Origin of the sequence: Aeromonas sp. ASNIH5 (assembly GCF_002902865.1) — a bacterium.
Classification (GTDB): domain Bacteria; phylum Pseudomonadota; class Gammaproteobacteria; order Enterobacterales; family Aeromonadaceae; genus Aeromonas; species Aeromonas caviae.
The window spans coordinates 1,942,744-1,967,223 of record NZ_CP026122.1 but is presented as its reverse complement, the minus strand read 5'-3'; the positions used below and the strand labels follow the sequence as shown (position 1 = coordinate 1,967,223).

Annotated in this window: 20 protein-coding genes; 17 read left to right on the top strand and 3 right to left on the bottom strand. The window is 63.2% G+C overall.

The window, feature by feature from the left end:
* The first annotated feature begins 422 nt into the window (after window positions 1–422).
* The 5 genes from C2U30_RS08940 to C2U30_RS08920 all read left to right on the top strand — a co-directional run bounded on the left by C2U30_RS08940 (window position 423) and on the right by C2U30_RS08920 (window position 6,553).
* The gene (locus C2U30_RS08940; RefSeq protein ID WP_010675471.1) at window positions 423–1,448 is read left to right on the top strand and encodes an ABC transporter permease subunit; all 1,026 of its coding nucleotides are present in this window, start codon (window positions 423–425) and stop codon (window positions 1,446–1,448) included.
* Between the two features lie 2 nt (window positions 1,449–1,450).
* Window positions 1,451–2,494 (top strand): ABC transporter permease, encoded by a 1,044-nt coding sequence (locus tag C2U30_RS08935; RefSeq protein WP_041212459.1) that lies wholly within the window; start codon window positions 1,451–1,453, stop codon window positions 2,492–2,494.
* 82 nt (window positions 2,495–2,576) lie between these two features.
* Entirely contained in the window at window positions 2,577–4,394 is a 1,818-nt protein-coding gene (locus C2U30_RS08930) for an extracellular solute-binding protein (RefSeq protein WP_103243644.1), read from the top strand.
* A 25-nt stretch (window positions 4,395–4,419) separates the two neighbouring features.
* On the top strand, window positions 4,420–5,457 hold the full coding sequence (locus C2U30_RS08925) for an ABC transporter ATP-binding protein (RefSeq protein ID WP_103243643.1): 1,038 nt from the start codon (window positions 4,420–4,422) through the stop codon (window positions 5,455–5,457).
* Between the two features lie 94 nt (window positions 5,458–5,551).
* The gene (locus C2U30_RS08920; RefSeq protein ID WP_045525806.1) at window positions 5,552–6,553 is read left to right on the top strand and encodes an ABC transporter ATP-binding protein; all 1,002 of its coding nucleotides are present in this window, start codon (window positions 5,552–5,554) and stop codon (window positions 6,551–6,553) included.
* 628 nt (window positions 6,554–7,181) lie between these two features.
* On the opposite strand, the gene C2U30_RS08910 is transcribed toward C2U30_RS08920, so the two are convergent.
* Complete coding sequence (locus C2U30_RS08910) at window positions 7,182–8,633, bottom strand: aminoacyl-histidine dipeptidase (RefSeq protein WP_045525722.1); 1,452 nt, start codon at window positions 8,631–8,633, stop codon at window positions 7,182–7,184.
* A gap of 927 nt (window positions 8,634–9,560) precedes the next feature.
* Between C2U30_RS08910 and gpt the strand changes: the two genes are divergently transcribed.
* The 6 genes from gpt to C2U30_RS08875 all read left to right on the top strand — a co-directional run bounded on the left by gpt (window position 9,561) and on the right by C2U30_RS08875 (window position 15,256).
* Window positions 9,561–10,028, top strand: coding sequence for a xanthine phosphoribosyltransferase (gene gpt / locus C2U30_RS08900; protein WP_039040347.1), 468 nt, complete (start codon window positions 9,561–9,563; stop codon window positions 10,026–10,028).
* A gap of 174 nt (window positions 10,029–10,202) precedes the next feature.
* A complete protein-coding gene (gene frsA, locus C2U30_RS08895) occupies window positions 10,203–11,471 on the top strand; it encodes an esterase FrsA (protein WP_010675462.1) in 1,269 nt (422 codons plus the stop codon).
* A 62-nt stretch (window positions 11,472–11,533) separates the two neighbouring features.
* Entirely contained in the window at window positions 11,534–11,926 is a 393-nt protein-coding gene (gene crl / locus C2U30_RS08890) for a sigma factor-binding protein Crl (RefSeq protein WP_039040346.1), read from the top strand.
* Window positions 11,927–12,071: 145 nt separating this feature from the next.
* Window positions 12,072–13,175 carry a glutamate 5-kinase gene (proB, locus tag C2U30_RS08885; protein ID WP_010675460.1) on the top strand — a complete coding sequence of 368 codons (1,104 nt, stop codon included), beginning with the start codon at window positions 12,072–12,074 and terminating at the stop codon, window positions 13,173–13,175.
* A gap of 35 nt (window positions 13,176–13,210) precedes the next feature.
* On the top strand, window positions 13,211–14,464 hold the full coding sequence (locus tag C2U30_RS08880) for a glutamate-5-semialdehyde dehydrogenase (RefSeq protein WP_103243642.1): 1,254 nt from the start codon (window positions 13,211–13,213) through the stop codon (window positions 14,462–14,464).
* 156 nt (window positions 14,465–14,620) lie between these two features.
* Window positions 14,621–15,256: a murein L,D-transpeptidase catalytic domain family protein gene (locus C2U30_RS08875; RefSeq protein ID WP_042016892.1), complete on the top strand. Its 636-nt coding sequence runs from the start codon at window positions 14,621–14,623 to the stop codon at window positions 15,254–15,256.
* Window positions 15,257–15,425: 169 nt separating this feature from the next.
* Here the strand turns inward: C2U30_RS08875 and C2U30_RS08870 are convergent, their stop codons facing one another.
* Window positions 15,426–15,857 carry a universal stress protein gene (locus C2U30_RS08870; protein WP_041212463.1) on the bottom strand — a complete coding sequence of 144 codons (432 nt, stop codon included), beginning with the start codon at window positions 15,855–15,857 and terminating at the stop codon, window positions 15,426–15,428.
* A 194-nt stretch (window positions 15,858–16,051) separates the two neighbouring features.
* Between C2U30_RS08870 and C2U30_RS08865 the strand changes: the two genes are divergently transcribed.
* A complete protein-coding gene (locus C2U30_RS08865; RefSeq protein WP_042016889.1) occupies window positions 16,052–16,795 on the top strand; it encodes a hypothetical protein in 744 nt (247 codons plus the stop codon).
* A 105-nt stretch (window positions 16,796–16,900) separates the two neighbouring features.
* Here the strand turns inward: C2U30_RS08865 and C2U30_RS08860 are convergent, their stop codons facing one another.
* The gene (locus C2U30_RS08860) at window positions 16,901–17,332 is read right to left on the bottom strand and encodes an RNA methyltransferase (protein WP_103243641.1); all 432 of its coding nucleotides are present in this window, start codon (window positions 17,330–17,332) and stop codon (window positions 16,901–16,903) included.
* 346 nt (window positions 17,333–17,678) lie between these two features.
* Here C2U30_RS08860 and C2U30_RS08855 point away from each other — a divergent pair, with 346 nt between their 5' ends.
* The 5 genes from C2U30_RS08855 to C2U30_RS08835 all read left to right on the top strand — a co-directional run bounded on the left by C2U30_RS08855 (window position 17,679) and on the right by C2U30_RS08835 (window position 24,474).
* Window positions 17,679–20,303: a nitrate reductase gene (locus C2U30_RS08855; RefSeq protein WP_103243640.1), complete on the top strand. Its 2,625-nt coding sequence runs from the start codon at window positions 17,679–17,681 to the stop codon at window positions 20,301–20,303.
* A 28-nt stretch (window positions 20,304–20,331) separates the two neighbouring features.
* On the top strand, window positions 20,332–21,090 hold the full coding sequence (gene cobA, locus C2U30_RS08850) for a uroporphyrinogen-III C-methyltransferase (protein WP_010675453.1): 759 nt from the start codon (window positions 20,332–20,334) through the stop codon (window positions 21,088–21,090).
* Between the two features lie 125 nt (window positions 21,091–21,215).
* On the top strand, window positions 21,216–21,800 hold the full coding sequence (locus tag C2U30_RS08845) for an ANTAR domain-containing response regulator (RefSeq protein ID WP_010675452.1): 585 nt from the start codon (window positions 21,216–21,218) through the stop codon (window positions 21,798–21,800).
* Window positions 21,801–22,144: 344 nt separating this feature from the next.
* Window positions 22,145–23,500, top strand: a complete 1,356-nt coding sequence (locus C2U30_RS08840; RefSeq protein WP_042014417.1) for a CmpA/NrtA family ABC transporter substrate-binding protein — start codon at window positions 22,145–22,147, stop codon at window positions 23,498–23,500.
* A 14-nt stretch (window positions 23,501–23,514) separates the two neighbouring features.
* Window positions 23,515–24,474: an ABC transporter permease gene (locus C2U30_RS08835; protein WP_103244672.1), complete on the top strand. Its 960-nt coding sequence runs from the start codon at window positions 23,515–23,517 to the stop codon at window positions 24,472–24,474.
* Window positions 24,475–24,480 lie beyond the last annotated feature (6 nt).

Sequence of the window (24,480 nt, the reverse complement as noted above, 5' to 3'; positions counted from 1 at the left end):
GCTTTTATGGCGAGAGCGTTTTCCGGGGAACGGAGGGTGGGGGCGGCTATCCCTCTTCTTTTATAGGTAAATGAGAAAATAACCCGACTTGTTCTTAACTTGTTGATTTTGTTCTGCTTGGTATGGATTAAAACACCTGTGTAATTAATTTTTTAATAATTAAAATCGAGTTTGACGGGTCGGCGTAGCAGTTTTTTATATTGAAGTTGGGTTTTTTGGAAAAAATCATCCGCGGGATATGCTGCGGGGGGACATTCCCGGTCGCAGACCGGGTTCTACTTGATTTTTGTTGCAGAGCTTTTACAGTGACCGAGCCGGATTGTCTGTCAATGCCAGTCAATTCAGTGAGTAATGCCAGGTAAGGATAGGCCCGTCACCGGATGTGACTGGCCATAAAAGAACAACAAGGACGAGGTTCCACCATGCTGTCGTATTTCCTACGTCGGATGCTTTTGATCATCCCGACGTTTCTCGGTATCACCCTGCTCGTCTTCACCATCACCCGCTTCGTGCCGGGCGGCCCGGTCGAGCGCATGCTGCTGCAGGCGCAGGTCTCGCAAAACGAGTCCGGCCGCTCCAGTGGCAGCAAGGGGGCGCAGGCACTCTCCGACGAACAGATTGAAGAGCTCAAGGCGTTCTACGGCCTCGACAAGCCCATGCTGGTCGCCTACTGGGACTGGTTGCAGAAGCTGGCGGTGCTGGATCTCGGGGAGTCGACCCGTTATTACGAGCCGGTGTGGGATCTCATCAAGGAGAGGTTGCCGGTGACCGCCTTCTTCGGGCTCGCCACCTTTCTGCTGAGTTATGCCGTCTCCATCCCGCTCGGGGTGGCCAAGGCGCTCAGGCACAACAGCCGCTTCGATTCCTTGAGCTCCATGCTCATCTACATGGCCTATGCGCTGCCCGCCTACGTGGTGGGGATCTTCCTCATCACCGTCTTTGCGTTCCATCTGGAGTGGCTGCCCATGGGGGGCTTCCCGGGGGACGAGTTTGACGGGATGGAGAGCAGCTGGGATCAGATCCGCACCGTCTTCGCCCACGCCCTGCTGCCGCTCATCGCCTACGCCATCGGGGATTTCGCCATCCTCACCATGACCATGAAGAACAGCCTGATGGAGAACCTGTCGGCGGATTATGTGCGCACCGCCGTGGCCAAGGGGCTGCCGTTTCGCAAGGCGGTGACCGATCACGCCATGCGCAACAGCCTGATCCCCATCGCGAGTCACTTAGGGTCGGTGCTCACCGTCTTCTTCGGGGGCTCCTTCCTCATCGAGACCATCTTCAACATCGACGGCATCGGCCTGCTCGGTTACGAGGCCATTGTCGAGCGGGATTACCCCACCGTCATGGGCATTCTGGCCATCACCTCCATGCTGATGCTGGTGGGCAACATTGTCTCCGACATCTGCGTTGCCCTGGTCGATCCCCGCGTGCGGTTTGGAGAGTGAGCATGAACCTGAATCCGGTAACTCTGAAAAAACTCAAGCGCTTCAAGTCGATAAAGCGCGGCTACTACTCCTTTGTCATCTTTTCGGTCCTGGTGGTCATCTCTCTGCTGGCGGAACTGCTGGTCAACAGCCGGGCCCTGGCGGTGAGCTATCAGGGGGAGCTCTATTTCCCCACCTATGGGGACGTGATCCCGGGCCAGCACTTCGGGCTCGACTACGAGTACGAGACCAACTATCGCCAGCTCAAGAGCCAATTTGCGAAGGAAGATAAGGGGGACTGGGTGTTGCTGCCCCTGGTCCCCTGGAACCCCTATGAGCAGGACTTCAAGGAGGAAGCCTACCCGCCCTATGCCCCGAGCCTGGCGGAGCGCCATTTCCTCGGCACCGACACCAGCGGTCGCGACGTATTGGCACGGCTGGTCTACGGCTTTCGCATCGCCATCGGCTTTGCCTTCATCGCGCTGGTGGCGAGCTATGTCATCGGGGTCAGCATCGGCTGCATGATGGGGTTCCTCGGCGGTCGGTTCGATCTCCTGATGCAGCGTTTCATCGAGATCTGGTCCCAGGTGCCCTTCCTCTACGTCATCATGATCCTGGTCTCCCTGGCCAAGCCGAACTTCGGCCTGTTCGTCGGCATCAACGTGCTGTTCGGCTGGATGGGGATCACCTGGTACATGCGCACCCTCACCTACAAGGAGCGGGCGCGGGACTACGTGATGGCGGCGCGGGCCCAGGGGGCGAGCACCCGGCGCATCATCTTCAACCACATTCTGCCCAATACCCTGATGATGATCGTCACCCTGGCCCCGTTTGCCGTGGTGGGCAACATCTCCACCCTGACGGCGCTGGACTACCTGGGCTTTGGCCTGGCGCCGCCGACCCCGAGCTGGGGGGAGCTGCTCTCCCAGGGGATCAACAACCTCGACGCCATCTGGATCGTGAGTTCGGTGGTGGCGGCGGTGAGTCTGGTGCTCATCATGGTCTCCTTCATCGGGGAGGCCATCCGGGAGGCGTTCGATCCGCGCAAATTTACCCGTTATCAGTGAGCGGTGGCGCCTTGCCAGGGCACATCGACAGGACCCTTAATGAAGACGCCCCCAGTGCAGGGGCATGACCAGGAAGTCAAACATGAACAATAAAATCAAATGGACAGGTGCTCTCTTTCTGCTGTTGAACGGATCCTGGGTGTGGGCGGCCAGCCTGCCCGCGGATCTGACGTGGGAAACCAACGACACCGACCCCGTGTTCGCCTCTCCCAAGGCGCTGCCCGGCGGCAACCTCAATCTCTTCGTCGACAGCTTCCCGCTGACGTTTCGCACCGTGGGGCCGGATTCCAACGGCTCGTTCCGTTCCTTCATCCTCGACAACCAGATGAGGCTCATCAGCTTCCATCCCAACACGGGCAACCCCATTCCGGCCCTGGCGAATGCCTGGGCCATCGCGCCGGACAGCCAGACCGTCTATTTCAAGCTCGACCCGCGCGCCAAGTGGTCCGACGGCAAGCCGGTCACCGCCGATGACTACACCTTCGGCTACGAGATGATGCGCTCCAAGGACATCAAGGGCCCCTGGTTCAACAACTACTACACCACCGAGGTGGTGGCGGTGGAGAAGATTGACGACCACACCATCCTGGTCAAGGCGGGCAGCCGCAAGGCCAAGCTCGATCTCCTCAACACCACCGAACTGTGGCCCCAGCCCAAGCACTACTACAAGATGGGCCCGAACTGGGTGAAGCAGTACAACTGGGCCGTGGTACCCACCACGGGCCCCTACGTGATGAGCGACGTAAAAAAGGGCAAGTCCGTCACCTTCAGCAAGCAGAAGGAGTGGTGGGCAAAAGACGATCGCTACAACCAGCACAGGTTCAACCTCGACACCATCAAGGTACAGGTGATCCGCGACCACAACATCGCGTTCCGCCACTTCCTCAAGGGGGAGCTGGACACCTTCGAGATGATCCTGCCCAACTGGTGGCATGAGAAGGCGGTCACCCCGGAGTACAAGCAGGGATACGTGCAGAAGGTGATGGCCATGACCGACACCAAGCAGGGGGGGCAGGGGGTTCACCTCAACGTGGCCAATCCCAAGCTGGCGGATCTCAACGTGCGGCTCGGCATCCAGCACGCCTTCAACATCGACAAGATGATAGAGACGGTGCTGCACGGCGACTATGACCGCGCTACCACCTTCGGCTCTGGCTTCGGGGCCTTCACCGACATCGCGCTCCCTGAGCGGGCCTACGACATCGCCAAGGCACGGGAGTACTTCGCCAAGGGCGGTTACGGCAAGCAGGGACCGGACGGCATCCTGCAAAACGACAAGGGAGAGCGGCTCACCCTGGCCCTCACCTACACCAGCCAGGAGCACTCCAAGCGGCTGACCGTGCTCAAGGAAGAGGCCAAGAAGGCGGGCCTGGATCTGGAGCTCAATCTGGTGGATGGCGCCACCGGCTTCAAGGTGATGCTGGAGAAGAAACACGAGGCGGCCTGGCTTGGCTGGGGGGGCGGCGGTCTCTATCCGCAATACTGGGAGTCCTTCCACTCCGACAACGCCAACAAGCCCCAGACCAACAACCTGTTCAACGTGGCTGACAAAGAGCTCGACAGCCTGATCGACGCCTACAACGTCGAGTTCGACATGGACAAGCGGGCCGCGCTTTCCCACCAGATCCAGCAGCGCATCTATGATCTCGCCATCTTCGTGCCCGGGGTGCAGCTCAACTACGTGCGAGCCAGCAGCTGGCGCTATGTGATGCTGCCGGAGGTGCCCGCCACCCGCAACACCCCGGATCTGCTCTACTGGCCCATGGATGGCTACCCCCACAGCAGTGGCGGCCTGCTCTGGCTCGATCCCAAAGTGAAGGAGGAGACCCAGAAGGCCAAGGCTGACGGCAAGTCGCTGGCCCCCATCACCCTGATCGACAAGACCTATGCACATCATTGATGTGGCCCAGAAGGGAGCAGCAGTCATGCCCAACACACAGGCCACCGCCCCCGGCACCAGCGATCATGAGGGGCAGTCTCTGTCCCCCATCCTCGAGGTGCGGGATCTCGAGGTGGAGTTCGCCGTCGACGACGGCAAGATCAAGGTGCTCGACGGGGTCAGCTTCCAGGTCGCCCCGGGCAAGACCCTGGGGATAGTCGGCGAGTCCGGCTGCGGCAAGAGCGTCACCTCGCTGGCCATCATGGGGTTGCTGCCAAGGCCTCACGGTCAGGTGGTAGGGGGCTCCATCCGCTTTCAGGGGGAGGAGCTGCTCAATCTGCCGCCGGAGCAGATGTACAAGGTGCGCGGCAACCGTATCTCCATGATCTTTCAGGAGCCCATGACGGCCCTCAACCCGGTGCAGACGGTCGGCGATCAGCTGATGGAGGTGTTTCGCCTCCACCGCCCCGATTACAGCAAGGCCCAGCGCCGTGACGCCGCCATCGCCATGTTGAAGAAGGTGGGGATCCCCGAGCCTGCCCAGCGTTTCGCGGCTTATCCCCACAATCTTTCCGGCGGCATGCGCCAGCGGGTGATGATCGCCATGGCGCTGGCCTGCGAACCTGCCCTGCTCATCTGCGACGAGCCGACCACGGCGCTCGATGTGACCATCCAGGCCCAGATCCTGGATCTGATGAAGGAGCTGCAAGCCCAGACCGGCATGGCCATCATCTTCATCACCCACGATCTCGGGGTGGTGGCGGAGCTGTGCGACGAGGTGGTGGTGATGTATGCCGGGCGTGCGGTGGAGCGGGCCGATATCTATGAACTGTTTGACCACCCGCGCCATCCCTATACTCATGGTCTGATGGCCTCGATCCCGCGTCTGGAAGATGTGCCAAAGAGCCTGCTCAAGACCATCAAGGGTCAGGTGCCCGCCCTGCACGAGATGCCGGCGGGGTGCCGTTTCTCCAACCGCTGCCCCCATGCCACGCCCCTTTGCGTGGAGACCATACCGGTGACCGAGCAGTTGAGCGAACGCCACGGGGTGGCCTGCCACCACTGGAAGGAGGTGAGCCTATGAACGGCCTGGTGTGGGTACGGGGTGTCGCAGGGCAGCCTGGCGGCGGGAAGGCGACCAGGTCGTCTGCTGCCATGAATCGTCGGGGATGGAAGTCATGACCAGCTTGTTGTCGGTAAGCAATTTAAAGCAGCATTTCAAGATGGGTGGCGGTTTATTGCGCAAGCAATACACCGTCTACGCGGTGGATGGCATCAGCTTTGATCTCAAGCAGGGGGAGACCCTTGGCCTGGTGGGGGAGTCGGGATGCGGCAAGTCCACCCTGGGGCGTTCGTTGCTCAAGCTGTTCGAGCCGAGCGCCGGCTCCATCACCTTCGAGGGGCGTGACATCACCCACCTCTCGCCCAAGGAGATGCGATCCCTGCGTCAGGAGATGCAGATCGTGTTCCAGGATCCCGCAGAATCCCTCAACAGCCGCCACACGGTTGGGCAGATCCTGGAGGAGCCCTTCATCATCCACGGCAAGGGCAACGCCGAACAGCGTCGGACATGGGTGCAGGAGCTGCTGGAGAAAGTCGGCTTGCCCGGCAGCGCGGTGGATCGCTACCCCCATGAGTTCTCTGGTGGCCAGCGCCAGCGCATCGGCATCGCCCGCGCCATCGCCCTCAAGCCCAAGCTGCTGGTGTGTGACGAGGCGGTGTCGGCGCTCGACGTGTCGGTGCAGTCCCAGATCGTGAACCTGCTGCTCAATCTGCAGCGGGAGATGAACCTCGCCATCATCTTCATCGCCCATGACCTGTCGGTGGTAAAGCACATCTCGGACAGGATTGCGGTGATGTATCTGGGCCGGATCGTCGAGCTGGCCGAGGCCCAGGCACTCTACCTGGCACCACGCCATCCCTATACCCAGGCGCTCATCTCCGCCATTCCGGTGCCGGATCCACGGCGGCGCAGCCAGCGTATCCTGCTGACGGGGGATGTGCCGTCCCCCATCTCGCCGCCGAGTGGCTGCCATTTTCACCAGCGCTGCCCCCATGCAACGGATCTGTGCCGCACCCGCTCGCCCGCCCTTGAGGCGTGCGGCGGGCAGGGGCATCAGGTGGCCTGCCATTTCCCCTTGCCCGTGCAGGAGGCGGTGCCACTGGGAAAGGCGATATGATGCCGGCGCCCGCCACGTCGCGACCGGCATCGCTGCAAGGTGGCACCGAGGAGGCGCAATAAAGGCGGATACGGGATAAAAAAATGGGGCCTGCGGGCCCCATCTTCATGGTTGGAGTTCAGGTTTGGCCGTGGAAATTCTGGCCCGGGCAGGACAGCGCCCCGATGGGGTGGCTGTTGTGTGGATTGCTGAGTTGTTTTGTAGTTTTATTACGTTGCTAATTTCAACTTCCGGACAGGCGATATCAGGCGCCATAACGGAAGTAGTAATTGCGGGTTGCAGGCGCATAAGTGTCTTTCTCTTCAGCACCTTTCTTGCTGGTTGCACCCTTCAGGTGGAACAGCACTGCCAGATTCTCGAACATATGATGACCTCGTTTCTCTGTGGTTCATGGGTTGTGTGACCTTGGTCACGTTCTGATCCTAGGGGGATATGTGAGCTGGATCAACTTTTTGTGTTGTAAATTTACATAAATCATGGAAAAGGTTTTCAAATGCAGACCTGTTCATGGATACGATTTCAAGCCAGGGCCGCGTGTGGAATCGGGGGTATGAGAGAGGTGGCCGAGGAGGGAGCACAAAAAAGATGCCCCGCACTGGGCGGGGCATCGGTATGGTCGTGAGCTGGCTTACTTGGCCGGGATATGTTCCAGCACGTGAACCAGCAGTTGCCAGAAACGCTCGACCGCCGGGATGTGTACCTTCTCCCCCGGTGCATGGGCGCCACGGATGGTCGGGCCGAAGGAGACCATGTCCCAGTCCGGGTAGGCGCTCTTGAACAGACCGCACTCGAGGCCTGCGTGGATCACCATGACGTTCGGCATCTCGCCAAACAGGGTCTGGTAGCTGCTTCGCACCAGTGCCATGACCGGTGAGTCAACGTTCGGGGCCCAACCCGGGTAGGCGCCGGTGAACTCGCAGCTGGCGCCGGCCAGGGTGAACAGGGAGCGGGTCATCTGCTCGATGTTCTCGCGACCGGAATCGATGAGGGAGCGGATCAGGCACTGCACATAGACTTCCCCCTCGAGTGTCTTGATGACACCCAGGTTGGTGGAGGTCTCGGTCACGCCCGGGATGGCGTCGCTCATGCGCATCACCCCGTTCGGGCAGGCCATCAGGGCATCCAGCAGGCGGCTTTGCAGGGACTCGCTCATGAGCTGGGCCGGTTTCTCCCGGGCGGTGAGCAGCACGGTGAGGTTGGCCTCGGTGGCGGCCAGCTCGCTTTGATAGATGCCGGCGTAGCGGTCCACCAGGGCCTTGAAGTCAGCCACGCTGGCGGCGGGCACCAGCAGGCTGGCGCGGGCCTCGCGGGGGATGGCGTTGCGCAAGGTGCCGCCGCTGAGATCGCCAAGGCGCACCCCCAGCGGTTCGGCGGCCTTGAGCAGACGGACCAGCAGCTTGTTGGCGTTGCCGCGGCCGCGATGGATGTCGACCCCGGAGTGGCCGCCGCGCAGGCCCTTGACCTGCAGCTCGAAACCTTCACCCTCGGTGGCAGCAACCAGCTCCAGGGGGAAGCGGATATTGGCATCCACCCCGCCGGCGCAGCCCATGTAGACCTCGCCATCCTCTTCGGAGTCGGTGTTGAGCAGGATCTCGCCTTCCAGCCAGCCCGCTTCCAGACCGAAGGCGCCGGTCATGCCGGTCTCTTCGTCGGTGGTCAGCAGCACTTCCAGCGGACCGTGCTTGATGGTCTTGTCGGCCAGCACGGCCAGGCAACCCGCCATGCCCATGCCGTTGTCGGCACCCAGGGTGGTACCGCGGGCAGTGACCCATTCACCGTCGATGTAGGCATCGATGGGATCGGTGGTGAAGTCGTGCTGGGTGTCGGCGTTGGCCTGGGGCACCATGTCGATGTGGGCTTGCAGCACCACGGCCTTGCGGTTTTCCATCCCCGGTGTGGCCGGTTTCTTGATGATGATGTTGCCGACGGCATCTTGCTTGACCGCCAGGCCTTCTCCCTGGGCCCATGCGACGATCCAGGCGCTCAGTTGGGCTTCGTGCTTGGAGGGGTGGGGGATGGAGCAGATCTGCTCGAAGAATTGCCAAATCAACTTGGGAGACAGAGAACTGAGCTGTGCCACGTCGGGACTCCTTACCAGCATGGAAAATGTCGGGCCCCACTCTGCGGGCCGGGGAAGAGGATAACGATAATACAGTCAATCACGCAAAAATGTGAGCGATCAGCGCAAATGACGCTCTGCTTGTGCTGGGAAAGGGAGCATGGATGGCGAACTTCACTGCCTGCCTTATTCGTGTCAGCACAACATCAGTTATGTGATGTTTGTCACAAAAATATTGTCTTTTTGGCGCCGGGTGGTAAATTAGCCGCCGTGGCCAGCCCACTTGTCAGGATGACAATCAATGCCTCCAGGGAACCGAAGCAAAGCAAGTGCGCCTCCATGGAACCGAGTGTCAGTTCAAGGATGTGAACCCGCATTAAGGTACGTAACTTGTTAAGCAATCAGGAGTTTATGATGTCAGGCAGCAATTCAACCTATTGGTTTGCCCAATCTCTCTATACCCAGGGCTTCAACTACCCGAATCCCTACGCCACCCGCCGTTAAGGCTCGCAGGCGTCACAGGTAACAGCAGCAGGCGTGTGAGGATCCTCTCCTCCTCCTGCTATTTTTTTGCCCGAATGTCATGGAATGTGTGTCAAACGGCTAACCTGTCGGTGTCGCCGGAGCCCTCCGAAAAGGGCGACAGAGCGGGAGATGGCGGACATTTCCTGTTTTTCGCATACGTTTGCCGCTCAATTTATCCATAAAGAGTGCTATCATACCGGCCCAACAGCCGGCCCGAGATCGGGAGTCCACCCGAGATGGCCGCCAGCTACACCCCATCCCTGTTCGCATTGCATCCGTTTTTGCCGCCGAGGCGTCAGCCCCGAGGCCGAAAAAGTGCAAGCAAAATTCGGGAAACGGGGTGCCAGAATTGACCTGAACCCGTCTCTTTGCCGGGTTCTCGCCTCATAAGTGATTGCTTTATAACTCGTTGAGATCGATAGCATGCCAAAAAAGTTCTATGTATCGTGGGATAACCTGCAACGCGAAGCGCGCCGTCTGGCCCGTCGTCAACTGCCTGTCAGCCAGTGGAAAGGGATCATCGCCGTCAGCCGCGGTGGTCTGGTGCCTGCGGCCCTGATGGCCCGCGAACTTGGCATTCGCAATGTCGAAACCCTCTGCATCTCCAGCTATGACCACGACAACCAGCGCGAGCTGGTGGTGGTGAAGGCCGCCACCACCGCAGGTGACGGCGAAGGCTGGCTGGTGGTGGACGATCTGGTGGACACCGGCGGCACCGCCAAGGCGATCCGCGAGCTCTACCCCAGAGCCAAGTTCATCACCATCTTTGCCAAGCCCATGGGCGAACCCCTGGTGGATGACTTCGAAGTCGCCATTCCGCAGGACACCTGGATTGAACAGCCCTGGGACATGGCGCTGGAGTTCGCCAAGCCGATCTGCGACGAAGCGTAATCGCCCCACCGGTCGCGACCAGTGACTCCCCGGCATTCGGGAGCGGACTGATCCGTCGTGATGCAAGGTTGACCACATTGAGCCCCTTTTGGGGCTCAATGCGTTTCTGGTGTGGCTGCTCGATGTGAAAAGTGGTTAAGATGGGACATTGTTTGAGACAGAAGAGCCACCATTTTGGAACCAAACGACGATACCAATCTGACGGAAAAGCTGTTTACCCGGGTCAAAAAGGTATTGGAAACTTCCGAAGTCTCCAACTCGAGCCCCGTCGACGAGCAAGACAGCGCACTGTCTGACAGCTTCATCGATGGCGCCCTGTCGCCCCGCTGGTATCGCCTGCTGCGCAGACCGACCTGGGCCTGGCAGGGGGCCGATCCCGTCGAGGTGGAGCAGACCCTGGCGCACATCGCCATGGGGCAGGGGGAGCGCAGTCACGAACGCTATCTGGACACCATCAAGGGCTATGTGCCCGGCAACTGGGTCTATGAGTGGAGCCAGCTCGCCGGCCGTTATTTCAATACGGGGCGGACGCTGCTGGGGGAAGGGGATCGCGCCGCGGCGCTGAAGAGCCTGCTCAAGGCAGTGCGCTACTACTCCATCGCAAGCTACCCCCACCTCAAGCACGACGAGCTGGCGGATCAGGCCCAGTTGCTCGGCAACATGGCCTATCGCGAGGCCGGACGCCTGTTCAAGGTGCCCCTCAAGGAGCTGCAGGTCCCGTTTCGGGGCAAGACCATCCAGGGCTACCTGCATCTGCCCACCACCGAGAAACCTGTGCCCCTGGTCATCGTCAGCGGTGGCATCGATTCGCTTCAGGTGGACTTCCTCAACTTCTATTTCAAGTGTCTCGAGCCCCACGGCATCGGGATGCTCTCCCTGGACATGCCGGGCACCGGCTATGCCGAGCACTGGCCCCTGGTGCAGGACACCAGCCGCCTGCACCAGGCGGTGCTCAACTACCTCTCGGAGGTGGCCTGGGTCGATCACCAGCGCATCGCCATGGTGGGGTTCCGCCTCGCCGGCAATGTGGCGGCCCGCCTCGCCTTCGTCGAGCCGTTCAAGCTTCGGACCGTGGTCTGCATCGGTGCCGGCATCAACCAGGTGTTCACCAATCAGGAGATGTTCGCCCGCTGCCCGCGCATGATGCGCGACGGGCTGGCGAACCGGCTGGGGGCGGACGCGGCCCAGTGGGATCTGCTGCGCACCAAGTGTCAGGTCTTCTCCCTCAAGACCCAGGGATTGCTGGGGAGTCGCACTTCCGTGCCGATATTGAGTATCGGGCACAAGAAAGATTTTATTTGTCCCGAGCAGGATGTCCGGGCATTGGCCGCTGCGAGTCGCAACGGCAAGGCGGTGGTGTTTGACAAGCAGCCACTGCTCGAGGTCTATGACGAGGCACTGAAAGAGACGGTAGATTGGCTCAAAAAGCACTTATGTACATGATATAAAACTAAAAATGTAACATCACCATGTGATGGTATGGCTTGTTCAACAGGGAGGTTAGCATGTCAGAAAGAGTGACTTACAAGCGATTGCTGCGGCAGTTCGCGGCCATTGGCCCCTATTTGCGTGAAGACCTGTGCGAGGAGGGCCGCTACCGCTTTGACTGCCTGTCCGTCTGCGTCAGCGCCAAGCCTGCCCCGGACAAGCGGGAGTTCTGGGGCTGGTGGCTGGTGCTGGAGCAGGCGGATCACAGCTTCAGCTACCACTATCAGACGGGGTTCTACAACGCGGACGGGGAGTGGATCGACAAGGCGCTGCCCAAGAAGCATCAGGCGGAAGTAGAACGCACCCTGCAACATTTCTACAAGCTCATCAGCGGCAAGTTGACCCAGCTGGAGTGCACCCTCTCCCCCGCGAAGCAGGTGACCGCCGAACTGAGCGTGACGGCAGCCTGATCCCCAAGCCCCGCATCTTCCCGGTGCGGGGTACCCCGATGCTTTGTCACCGAGCCCGCAACTGCCTGGCGAGGCTTAATTGCCTTGCAGGGCAGGGGGGGCGTGGGTATAAAGGGATTCCTTACTTTTCTAACCCTTCGTTCCCATGGAAAACAGAACCATAGTCGTCAAACTGGGCACCAGCGTGCTCACCGGGGGATCTGCCCGCCTCAACCGTGCCCACATGGTCGAGCTGGTCAGACAATGTGCCGCCTTGCATCGACACGGGCACCGTGTCGTGCTGGTCACGTCGGGGGCCATCGCCGCCGGTCGTGAGCATCTGGGTCACCCTCCGCTGGCGCCTACCCTGCCGAACAAACAGATGCTGGCGGCGGTGGGTCAGACCCAGCTCATCCGGGTATGGCAGGACCTGTTCAACCTCTACGGGCTGCACATCGGCCAGATGCTGCTGACCCGCGCCGACCTGGAAGACAGGGAGCGCTACCTCAATGCCCGCGACACCCTGCGCACTCTGCTTGATCACCGCATCATCCCCGTCATCAACGAGAACGACGCCGTGGCCACCGCCGAGATCAAGGTGGGGGACAACGACAACCTTTCCGCCCGTGCGGCCATCCTGGCGGATGCGGACTTGCTGATCCTGCTCACCGACCAGAAGGGGCTCTTCACCGCCGACCCGCGCACCAACCCGGATGCCCAGCTCATCGAAGAGGTGCAGACCATAGACGACACCCTGCGCTCCCTCGCCGGTGACAGCGTGAGCGGCCTTGGCACCGGTGGCATGGCCACCAAGTTGCAGGCCGCCGACGTGGCACGCCGCGCCGGGGTGGACGTGGTGATCGCCACCGGCCAGATCCCGGAAGTGATCGGCCGCCTCGCCGCCGGGGAGCGGGTGGGGACCCTGTTCCCGGCCCTGGCATCCCCCCTGGAAGGGCGCAAGAGCTGGATCCTGGCAGGGCCCCCCCCTCACGGCGAAGTGCAGGTGGATCAGGGGGCCGTGGCCGCCATGCAGGAGAAGGGCTCCAGCCTGCTGCCCAAGGGCATCGTCGCGGTGAAGGGCGATTTCGTGCGTGGCGACGTGGTGCGTATCCTGGATCCCAAGGGGAGCGAGCTGGCTCGCGGCATCTGCCGTTACGACCATCTGGAGCTGGATCGGCTGCGGGGTGTCCACTCGGATCAGATTGAACAGGTATTGGGTTACGGCTATGGGGCCGTGGCCATCCACCGTGATGACATGGTGCTGCTCTGAACAGGGCGGCACCGCATGAACAAAAGGGAACTGTGATGAGTCTGGAGAAAATGGGGCAGGCGGCCCGTGAAGCCGCCTATCAACTGGCCACCGTCAGCACGGCACAGAAGAACCGGGCGCTGGCGGCCATCGCCGATGAACTGGAAGCACGCAGTGCCCAGATCCTGGCGGCCAACGAGAAAGACATTGCCGCCGGGCGCGAGGCGGGGCTCACGGAAGCCATGCTGGATCGCCTGCTGCTCAACCCGGCGCGCCTTGCCGGCATAGTGGCGGATGTGCGCAAGGTGATCACCCTGGATGATCCGGTCGGGGCCGAAATCGACAGCCGGGTGCTGGAGAATGGCCTGCGCCTCTCCCGTCGCCGGGTGCCCATCGGGGTCATCGGCGTCATCTACGAGGCGCGCCCCAATGTCACCATCGACATCGCCAGCCTCTGCCTCAAGACCGGCAACGCCAGCATTCTGCGCGGCGGTCGCGAGACCTTCCACTCCAACCTGGAGCTGGTGCGGGTGATCCAGCATGCCCTGGCGGCGTCCGGCCTGCCCGAGGCGGCGGTGCAGTACATCGACAATCCGGACAGGGCGCTGGTGGCCGAGTTGCTGCGCCTTGACCGTTACGTGGACATGATCATCCCCCGCGGCGGTGCGGGTCTTCACAAGATGTGCAAGGAGAACAGCTCCATCCCCGTCATCATCGGCGGGTTTGGTATCAGCCATATCTTCGTGGACGAGAGCGCCGATCTGGCGCGTTCCCTGGCGGTCATCGAGAACGCCAAGGTGCAGCGCCCCTCCGCCTGCAACGCCCTCGATACCCTGCTGGTACACGAGAAGGTGGCGGCCACCTTGCTGCCGCGACTGGTGGCTCTGATGAACGAGCGCAAGGTGACCCTGGTGGGCGCGCCCAATGCCATGGCGCTGCTGGCTGGCAGTGACAACCTGTGCGACGCGGGGCCGGAAGATTTCGACACCGAGTGGTTGGGGTTGACCCTGGGGGTCAAGGTGGTGACGGACGTCAACGAGGCGCTCGCCCATATGCGCGAGCACAACGCCGGCCACTCCGATGCCATCCTGACCAACTCCCTCGCCAATGCCGAGCGTTTCGTCAACGGGGCCGGTTCGGCGGCAGTCTATGTCAACGCCTCCACCCGCTTCACCGACGGCGGCCAGTTTGGCCTCGGGGCTGAGGTGGCGGTCTCGACCCAGATGCTTCACGCCCGTGGCCCCATGGGGCTGACCGAACTCACCAGCTACAAGTGGGTGGGGCAGGCGGATTATCTCAGCCGTGCCTGATCCAGGCACGCTCAGCAAGCAGGACAATGCCGACTCAGGTCGGCATTTTTGTGCTTTTTTATTGCCCGCAATCAATGGCTTGCATATAACTATCCAGCAGGATGCGGTGTCACCCGGGGCATCAGGCCAGCGACAGCAAGGGGAGCAACTTCAAGGATGAAGGGACAGGATAGAAGTGCGTGGTGGGGCAGCCTCTGGCTGAGCCTGCCACTGCTGCTGGGGGCGCTCTGTTTCAGCGGCGCCAGCCACGCCAGCTGGGACCAGGATCTCTATCGTCAGCTCGGCCTGGCTGGCAAGCTCGACAGCCGCGTGTTTCGCAAGGCCCTGGACGGTTACCAGAGCGTGCGCCACAAGCGAAAACCCATTCTCACCATCATCGACTACAGCAAGCCCTCGACCATGCGCCGGCTGTTCGTCATCGACGTCAAGCGCCACAAGCTGCTCTACCACACCTGGGTCAGCCACGGCCGCAATTCGGGGGAGCTGGCCGCCCGCCAGTTCTCCAATCAGATGAATTCCCGGCAAAGTTCCCTGGGGGTCTACCGCACCGCCGAGACCTATCAGGGCAAGCACGGTTACTCCCTGCGTCTCGACGGCCTCAGTCCCGGCAAGAACAGCAATGCCCGCAAGCGCGCCATCGTGGTGCACGGGGCGGACTACGCCAGCCCCAGGCATCTGCAGAAGTTTGACAAGCTGGGGCGCAGCTGGGGATGCCCGGCCCTGCCAAGGGAGCAGTCCAGGGCCATTATCGACACCATCAAGGGAGGGAGCGTCATCTATGCCCATGGCTGAGACCCTGCCCGCGAGCCTGCTGCGAGGGCGTCACCAGGACTGGTGGGCGGCGCTCTACCTTGCCGACGACCTCTCGTTATCCCTCGTGCACCGGTTCTGAGATGAGCATCCCATGGCAATGAACAGCAAAAAGGCCAGCATATGCTGGCCTTGGCGCATCAGGCGGGGATTATTTGCGGACCACCAGCACAGGGCAGGGAGCGTGGCGCACCACGGATTCCGCCACGCTGCCCACCAGCAGGTGGGTGATGCCGGAGCGGCCATGGCTGCCCATGACCACGAGATCCACCTTGTCTTCCTTCGCCTGGAGGACGATTTCATCGGCGGCGCGGCCAAAACGGACCTCGAACTTGGCCGGAATGGGCAGGCAGGCGACCAGTTCCTTGAGCTGGCTCTTGGCCTGGCGTTCCATCTCGTGGGTGATCTCGATGGCCGTCATGTGCAGGATCTTGTAGCTGTCGAAGCCGTGCAGCTGATCCACCACGTGGACCAGTTTGAGCTCGGCCTGGTGGGTGTTGGCCATGAAGACGGCGTAGTCGAGTACCGCTCTGGACATCTCGGAGAAATCGACGGGGCAGAGCAGGGATTTGATGGTTGGCATGAGAATCTCCCCTCAAGTTGGGCTACTAATGAATCTTGTTTGCCATGATACGCTGTGGGGCGACAATAACCCTCGACCCGCTCGCAAAATGGGGAAAATGTCGGCCGGGACTCTGTTTTTCTATGCTATCTGTATGCCTGAACGGGCCGTCCGGCGGTGAGCATCTGCCGAGTGCCATATCACTGAGGATATTCATGGTTCGTCTTTTTCTGTTCTGTTGCCTGCTGATCACCTCGTTCGTGCGGGCAGACACCATACACGTCTATTGCGACGACTGGCCCGGCTTCTGTCACCGGGACGGCAAGGGGGTCTATCTGGATGTGGTTCGAGCCATCTATGAACCCCTGGGGCACGAGGTGAAGCTTCACATGGTGCCTTACAAACGGGCACTGGCGGTGGTGTCGCAAAAGGAGGGGGACATGGCGATGGGGGTCTATCGGGGAGAAGTGCCCGGGGTCCATCAGCCCGACTACCCCGACTCGGCGGACTACGTGAGCGTGGTGATGCAAAAGCGCTGGCTGCCGCACTGGGCAGGGGAGCACAGCCTCAAGGAGCAGGAGGTGCTCTGGCTGAGGGGGTGGGCCTTTGACAAGTTCATCCCGGAGCCGATGCGCTGGTTCGAGATAGACAGCCACGAGATGGCGCTGCAATTGCTGATCAAGGGGCGTTACCGCTACTACCTGACCGACGGCGCCCTCTACCCCGAAGGCTCCCTTCCCCCCGAGCTGGTACAGGTATTCCTGCGCTGGATCCCGACCTACCCCATCTTCGCCGATACCCCGAAGGGCAGGGAGTTGCACGGGCTCTGGGATCCCGGCATGCGTACCCTGATAAGGCAGGGCAAGCTGGCGGAGATCTATCGGCAGAACAAGCTCTACGACTACTACCAGGACTTTCTCAGGGAGCAGGTGGTGCGGGCGAACAAGCCACAGCCCTAGCTGTCGGGCCTGATGCCGTCATCGGGCCCCTCTTGCCCCGCCCTTAGTCTTTGGCTCTGAGCGTCTTGGCCAGCCGGTCGTAATAGATAACGTCTTGCCCCGCCCTCAGTTTTTGGCTCTGAGCGTCTTGGCTAACCGGTCATAGAGGATGACGTTGACCGAGGCGGCCAGGTTCATGCAACCCTGAGTCGGCACATAGATGACCTCCTTCACCGCCGCGAAGCGGGCGGGTTCCAGGGTGCCATCCTCCGGGCCGAAGATGTAGAAGGCTCTCTCGGGGTGCACGTAATCCGGCAGGGGCGTGGCCCCCTCGATCAAATCCACCAGCACAGGGGTGCAGCCCTCGGGCACGAAGTCCAGCAGCTCCTCGACCCCGAGCAGGGGGATCTTCTCCACCATCTGCTTGGTGTCGGTGACAAAACGCCTCGCCAGCTCGAAGCGCTGCCCCGTGTAGTAGACTTCGTCCGCCCCGTAGCAGCCGGCGGCCCGCATCACGGCACCCACGTTCTCCGGGGATTTGGGATTGACCAGCCCGATGGCGCAATAGTCCCCTCTCTCCCGGGCATCTGCCCGGTGGCGCCTTCATCTGACACTTTCATCTCTCTCTCCTGTGTGGCGGCGCATTATACCCCCGGTGGGCCCCTTGCCCAGCGTGCGGGGCGGATTCCCGCAAGGCGGGCCCAACAAGGGGGCGGCTGCACCGTGGCGGCGCAGCCCGACACCCTGATGCGCAATGGCGGCGCCCCTTGCATCCTGGCGCGGGGTTTGCAGTCACTTCCCCATACAAGACGATGAGGCATCCGGACAAAGGCGTCCGTCCCCGCAGGGGGGCGGACGCTTTTTTTATGGGCCCCTCGTCAGACACATGACAAGGAGCAAGGGAATGAAGACCACCTGTGCCTATTGCGGAGTGGGGTGCGGCATCCGGCTGAGCCGGGAGGGCGACAACTGGCAGTTGCAGGGGGATGAGCAGCATCCGGCCAATAGCGGCGCCCTGTGCGTCAAGGGAGCCAGCCTGCTGGAGAGCCTGGCCTTTCCCGATCGCCTGCTCTATCCGCGCTGGATGGGGCAGCGCATCGGCTGGGAGGAGGCCCTGGACACCCTGGCGGAGCGTTTTGCCGCCATCCTGGCCGAGTCCGGGCCGGATGCCATCGGCATCTATCTGTCGGGCCAGCTGACCACCGAGGATTACTACGTCGCCAACAAGCTGATGAAGGGGTACCTCGGCAGTGCCAACGTGGACACCAACTCCCGGCTCTGCATGTCGTCGGCGGTGGTGGCCCACCAGCGCGCCTTCGGGGAGGATCTGGTGCCCGCCTGCTACGAGGATCTCGAGCTCGCCGATCTGGTGGTGCTCACCGGTGCCAACACCGCCTGGACCCATCCCGTGCTGTTTCGCCGCCTGCAGCAGGCCAGGGCGCGGCGCCCCGAGCTCAGGCTGGTGGTGCTGGATCCCCGCCGCACCATGACGGCGGAGCAGGGGGATCTGCATCTGGCACTCAAACCCGGCAGCGACGTGACGCTCTGGAACGGCCTGTGCCGCTACCTGCTCGATGTCGATGGCTGGGACAAGGCCTATGTGGCGCAGCACGTGAGCGGCTTTGAGGCGTTGGCGGGGGCGCTGGACGATCCCGCCTGGCAACTGGACGAGGTGGCCCGCAGCTGCGGCCTCTCCCGCAGCGATCTGCTCGGGTTTTACCAACTGTTCGCCCGCACCCCCAAGACCGTCACCCTGTTCTGCCAGGGGATCAACCAGTCCAACCAGGGGGTGGACAAGGCCAACGCCATCATCAACGCCCACCTGATGTGCGGTCGTATCGGCAAGCCGGGGGCGGCTCCCTTCTCCATGACGGGGCAACCCAACGCCATGGGAGGGCGTGAGGTGGGGGGGCTCGCGACCCAGCTCGCCGCCCACATGGGCTTTGGCGAGGCCGAGTGCGATCGGGTACAGCGCTTCTGGGGAAGCCCGACCATGGTGCGCGGACCGGGGCACAAGGCCGTCGAGCTGTTCGAGGCGGTGCACCGGGGGGAGATCCGCGCGCTCTGGGTGCTCGGCACCAACCCGGCGGTCTCCCTGCCGGACGGCAACCGGGTGCGCGAGGCCCTGAGCCGCTGCGAGCTGCTGGTGGTCTCCGAGATGACGGCCAACACCGACACGGCGCGCCTCGCCCACCTGCTGTTGCCTGCCGCCGCCTGGGGGGAGAAGAACGGCACCGTCACCAACTCCGAGCGCACCATCAGCCGCCAGCGCGCCTTCCTGCCCTTGCCGGGGGAGGCCAGGCCCGACTGGTGGGCCCTGACCCGGCTCGCCCGTCGGCTCGGCTTTGGCGAGGGGTTCGCCTATGAGCACGAGCACGAGATCTTCTGCGAGCATGCCGCCCTCTCCGGGTTTGAGAACGACGGATCCCGCCAGTTCGACATCTCCGGGCTGGCGGGTCTCACCCGTGCCGAATTCGAGGCCCTTTCTCCCCTGCGCTGGCCCGTCAACGCCGACTGGCCCCGTGGACGGGATCGCCTGTTCGAGGACGGGCGCTTTGCCACCCCGGATGGCCGGGCCCGCCTGCTGCCCCTGACCCAGCGCTTCCCCGAGCAGCCAGAAACGCCCCCGCTTGCAGGGGCTGTCTCCCTGCTCCTCAACAGTGGCCGCCTGCGGGATCAGTGGCACACCATGACCCGCACCGGCCACGTGCCCCGGTTGCAGGAGGCCGAGCCCTGGCCCAGGGTGCGGATGGGGGCCGCCAGCCTGCTGGCGCTTGGCGTGAAGGAGGGGGATCTGGTGCGCCTTTGCAACGGGCTAGGGGAGGCGCTGCTGCTGGTGGGGCTGGATGAGGGGCTCAGGGAGGGGGAGGCCTTCCTGCCCATGCACTGGACCGACAGCCAGTGCAGCCAGGGGGCGGTCAACCGCCTCATCGCCCCCGTGGTGGATCCCCTTTCCGGCCAGCCGATGTTCAAACAGGGGCGGGTGCAGGCCAGGGCGCAGCTCACCCGCTGGCAAGGGATCTGGTGTGGCCGTGGTGAGTGGCGCGAGCCGGTGGACTGGTGGGCCAGGCGTCCCCTGCCCGAGGGGAACTGCACCCTGCTGGCCTCCTGGTCAGAGAGCACAGAGAGCCTGTGGCAACGGCTGGGGGCCGAGGGGCACTGGCTCAAGCTGCCCATGAAGGAGGGGTGGCTGGCCGTGGCCCTGGCCGGAGATCGTATCGAGGGGATCCTGCTGGTGGGGGTGCGGCGCCCGGACATCAAGGTCGACCTGCTGGCCAGTCTGCTCGGCACGCCGCTCCAGGCGGGGGCCCTGAGCCAGACCCTGAGCCAGGCCCTGGCCGGGGAGAGCCGGCTGGTCTGCTCCTGCCTGCGGGTCTCGGAGCAGCGCATCGTCGATGCCATCACCCGGCAGGGGGTGAGCGAGTTGGCGGGGCTGCAGGCCCTGCTCGGCTGTGGCAGCAACTGCGGCACCTGTCTGCCCGAAATCGACAAGCTGTTGATCAAACATGTTTTCCTGGCATCCGCTTAGTGCGGTGCCAGGACACAAGGAGCCTGAGATGAGCCAAATCAGTCTGGTGGGAGCGGGCCCCGGGCCCCTCGAATTGTTGACCCTGCGCGCCCTGCACCGTCTGGAGGCGGCAGAGGTCGTGGTCTATGACCGCCTGGTGGGGAGCGAGATCCTGGCCCGCATTCCCCACGGGGCGGCCCGCTTCGACGTGGGCAAACGCTGTGGTGAACCGAGCCCGACCCAGGAGGAGATCAACGCCCTGCTGCTGGCCCTGGCCCGCACGGGCAAGCGGGTGGTGCGCCTCAAGGGAGGGGATCCCCTGGTGTTCGGGCGCGGTGGCGAGGAGGCGCTGCACCTGGCCCGGCACGGCATTGAGGCCGAGCTGGTGCCGGGGATCACGGCGGCCCTGGGGTGCGCCGCCAGCAGCTTCATTCCCCTGACCCACAGGGGACTGGCCCGCTCCCTGACCCTGGTGACGGGGCACCTGATGGACGAGCGCGACTATCAGGGCTGGCAGGGGTTGACCCGGGCGGGCCACACCCTGGTGTTCTACATGGGGCTGGAGCGGGCGGCCCGCATTCGGGAAGGGATGTTGAGGGCGGGGGCTCCGGGCGCGCTGCCGGTGGCCCTGGTGGTGGCTGGCTGCAGCCCCCGCCAGCAGGTGCACGAGGCCACGCTCGATGGCCTGGAGCAGGCCGCCCGTGCCCTGCTGGGCCAGAGCCCGGTGCTGATCATCATGGGGGAGGTGGTGCGGCTGCGCGCCGAGCTGCAGGGGCTGCTGACGGAGGCCCTGGAACGGGTCGCCTGAGGGGCGATTTTCCCTCTACCCCCACTACCTCCTGATAGATAAAAAGGAGGTAGATTCAAAGAGTTGGCCTTCATGTTGCGGCATTTTCGCCAGACAGAACGCGATCGTCGCCGGCAAGGAGCGCCATGACCACTTTTTCCACCCGGGGCCAGGACGGCCCCGCTTCCCGGCTGTTGATCCACGCCGATGACCCGGGCCAGGCGAACCGCCTGGCCCTGCTGGTCAGTCACTACGGCCATCAGCCCGGGATCCTCGATACCCGCCAGTTGCTGACTCCGACGCAGAGGGGGGATGCCCTGCTCGTCAGTTGCCGCCAGTTCAGCGCCGAGGTACGCCTTGGCCTCTCCCTTTGGCCCGACATGCCGCGGCTCTTGTTCTGCGAGCGGCTGGGGGGCGATACCCAGCTCGCCCTGTTGCAGCAGGGGGTGTTGCTGGTGCCCCACCCTTGCGGCGAGCGTGAGCCGGTGGAGCAGTGGCTGCGCCTCGCCCGCAGTCAGCTCGCCATGGTGCAGGCCCTGATGCAGACCGAGAGCGAGCTGCGCCAGAAGCTGGAGGATAGGCGGCTCATCGAGCAGGCCAAGGGACGCCTGATGCGCCATCAGGGGCTGGACGAGGACGAGGCCTATCGCCTGATGCGCAGCACCGCCATGAGCCGTCACCTGAGCCTGGGGGAGCTGGCGCGGCAACTGCTGCAGGCTTTGCCCGCCTGAGCGCCCCCGTGGCCAACCGTTTTGGTGCAACTGCGCCTAATTGAGGCAAATTTGAGGGAGGATCAGGGCACCACAGACCGCAAAGGGCCGCCTGATGCACCCTGGACGAGCTGGCACGGAAAGTGAATAACAAAAACACGATAGCAATGAAGTAACGATGCGCAGTGAGGGGCCGGTCAGGTCACTCACCCGCAACAGGGCAAAGAAGCCCCGCCGATCCCGGATCGGCGGGGCTTTTTTTTGGTCGCGACGCACCTTGGGTCGCAGTGCTGCAACGAGGTGGCACTGCGATTCCAGGCAGCCTGGCGCCATGGCCCTGACCCGGAACCGAGGGAGGAGATGCAATGAACGGACGACAAGGATGTGCGGGGCTGCTGCTGGCGGCGTTGTCGCTGCCGGTGCTGGCACTGGGAGCCCCGGAGCAGGAGGAGCTCAGGCTCGGCTTCATCAAGCTGACCGACATGGCGCCGCTGGCGGTGGCCTACGAGCGGGGCTATTTCGAGGATGAGGGACTCTACGTCACCCTCGAAGCCCAGGCGAACTGGAAGATATTGCTGGACAGGGTGATAGACGGCGAGCTGGACGGTGCCCAGATGCTGGCGGGCCAGCCCCTGGCGGCCCACATCGGCATCGGCACCCAGGCCGAGCTGGTGACGGCGTTTGCCATGGATCTCAACGGCAACGCCATCACGGTGGCCAACAGCGTCTGGGCCGCCATGGCGCCCCAGTTGCCCAGGCCGCAGGCGGGCCAGGTGCCGCCCCCGGTGAGCGCCGCCGCCCTCAAGCCCGTGGTGGCGGAGTATCGCCAGGGGGGCAAGCCCTTCAACATGGGGATGGTCTTCCCCGTCTCCCCCCACAACTACGAGCTGAGGTACTGGCTGGCGGCAGGCGGCCTGCACCCCGGTTTCTATGCACCCCGGCTCGGCGACAACTCGGGCCAGCGCCAGGCGGACGTGCTGCTGTCGGTGACGCCGCCCCCCCAGATGCCCGCCACCCTGGAGGCGGGGACCATCGCCGGCTACAGCGTGGGGGAGCCCTGGAACCAGCAGGCGGTCGCCAGGGGTATAGGGGTGCCCGTCATCACGGATAACGAGATCTGGCGCAACAACCCGGAGAAGGTGTTCGGCGTCACCCGGCAGTGGGCCGAGCGTCACCCCAACACCCATGTGCGGCTGGTGAAGGCGCTGCTGCGGGCGGCCTGGTGGCTGGATGCAGACGACAACGGCAACCGGCGCGCGGCGGCCAAGCTGCTGGCCAAACCCGAGTACGTGGGGGCGGACGAGCAGGTGATCGCGAACTCCATGACGGGCACCTTCGAGTACGCCAGGGGAGACAAGCGTCAGGTGCCGGATTTCAACGTCTTCTTCCGTCACCACGCCACCTATCCCTACTACTCCGACGCCATCTGGTACCTGACCCAGATGCGGCGCTGGGGCCAGATCCCCGAAGCCAGACCGGACGCCTGGTTCGAGCAGGTGGCCAAGGCCGTCTATCAACCGGACGTCTATCGCCAGGCCGCCGAGGCCCTCATCGCCGAGGGCAAGCTCAAGGCCAGTGACTTCCCGGACTTTGCCAGCGAGCAGGGCTATCGCGGCCCCCAGGATGGCTTCATCGACGGCCTCATCTACGACGGCCGCCACCCCAACGCCTACCTGCAACAGTTCGCCATCGGCCTCAAGGGCGATGAGCGGGTGCAATGAGCAAGGAGATCCCGATGAAACGACACACATGGCCCCTCATCCATTTAAAAGCCATCAACTGGAAAATCACGGTGCAGCCCCTGCTCGGCGTGCTGATCTTCCTCGGCCTCTGGCAGTGGGGGGCGAGCCAGGTGCAGACCAGTCTGGGCACCCTGCCCGGGCCGCTCGCCACCGCCAGCCAGCTCTGGTCCCTCGGGCAGGAGCATCTGCAGGAGCGGGAGAAGGCGGCGGCCTTCCTCGAACGCCAGCAGGTGCGCAACGCCGAGCGACTGGCGGCGGATCCGGCGGCCGAGGTGAAGCTGCGTCCCTACACAGGACGTCCCACCTTCTTCGATCAGATAGCCACCAGCCTGCTCACCGTGCTGTGCGGCTTCGCGCTGGCGACCCTGATCGCCATTCCGTGCGGGGTGCTGCTCGGCATGAATCAGGGGCTCTATCGCGCCGCCAACCCGGTGATCCAGCTGCTCAAGCCGGTGTCGCCGCTGGCCTGGCTACCCCTCATCACGCTAGTGGTGAGCGCTCTGTATGCAAACCCCACCCCCTGGCTTGCCAAGTCCTTCCTCACCTCGGCCCTGACGGTGACCCTCTGCTCCCTCTGGCCGACCCTGATCAACACGGCGGTGGGGGTGGCGGGGCTGGATGGGGATCTGCACAACGTCAGCCGGGTGCTGCGCCTCTCTTTTGTGACCCATGTGCGGCGCATCGTGCTGCCCGGGGCCCTGCCCATGATCTTCACCGGGCTGCGGCTCTCCCTGGGGGTGGCCTGGATGGTGCTGATCGCGGCGGAGATGCTGGCCCAGAACCCGGGGCTCGGCAAGTTCGTGTGGGACGAGTTCCAGAGCGGCGGCTCTGCGTCTCTGGCCCGCATCATGGTGGCGGTGATCACCATAGGCCTCATCGGCTGCGCCCTGGACAGGGGCATGCTGGCCCTGCAGCAGTGGTTGTCCTGGGACAAGCGCCAGGTGCTGCGTTAATCACAT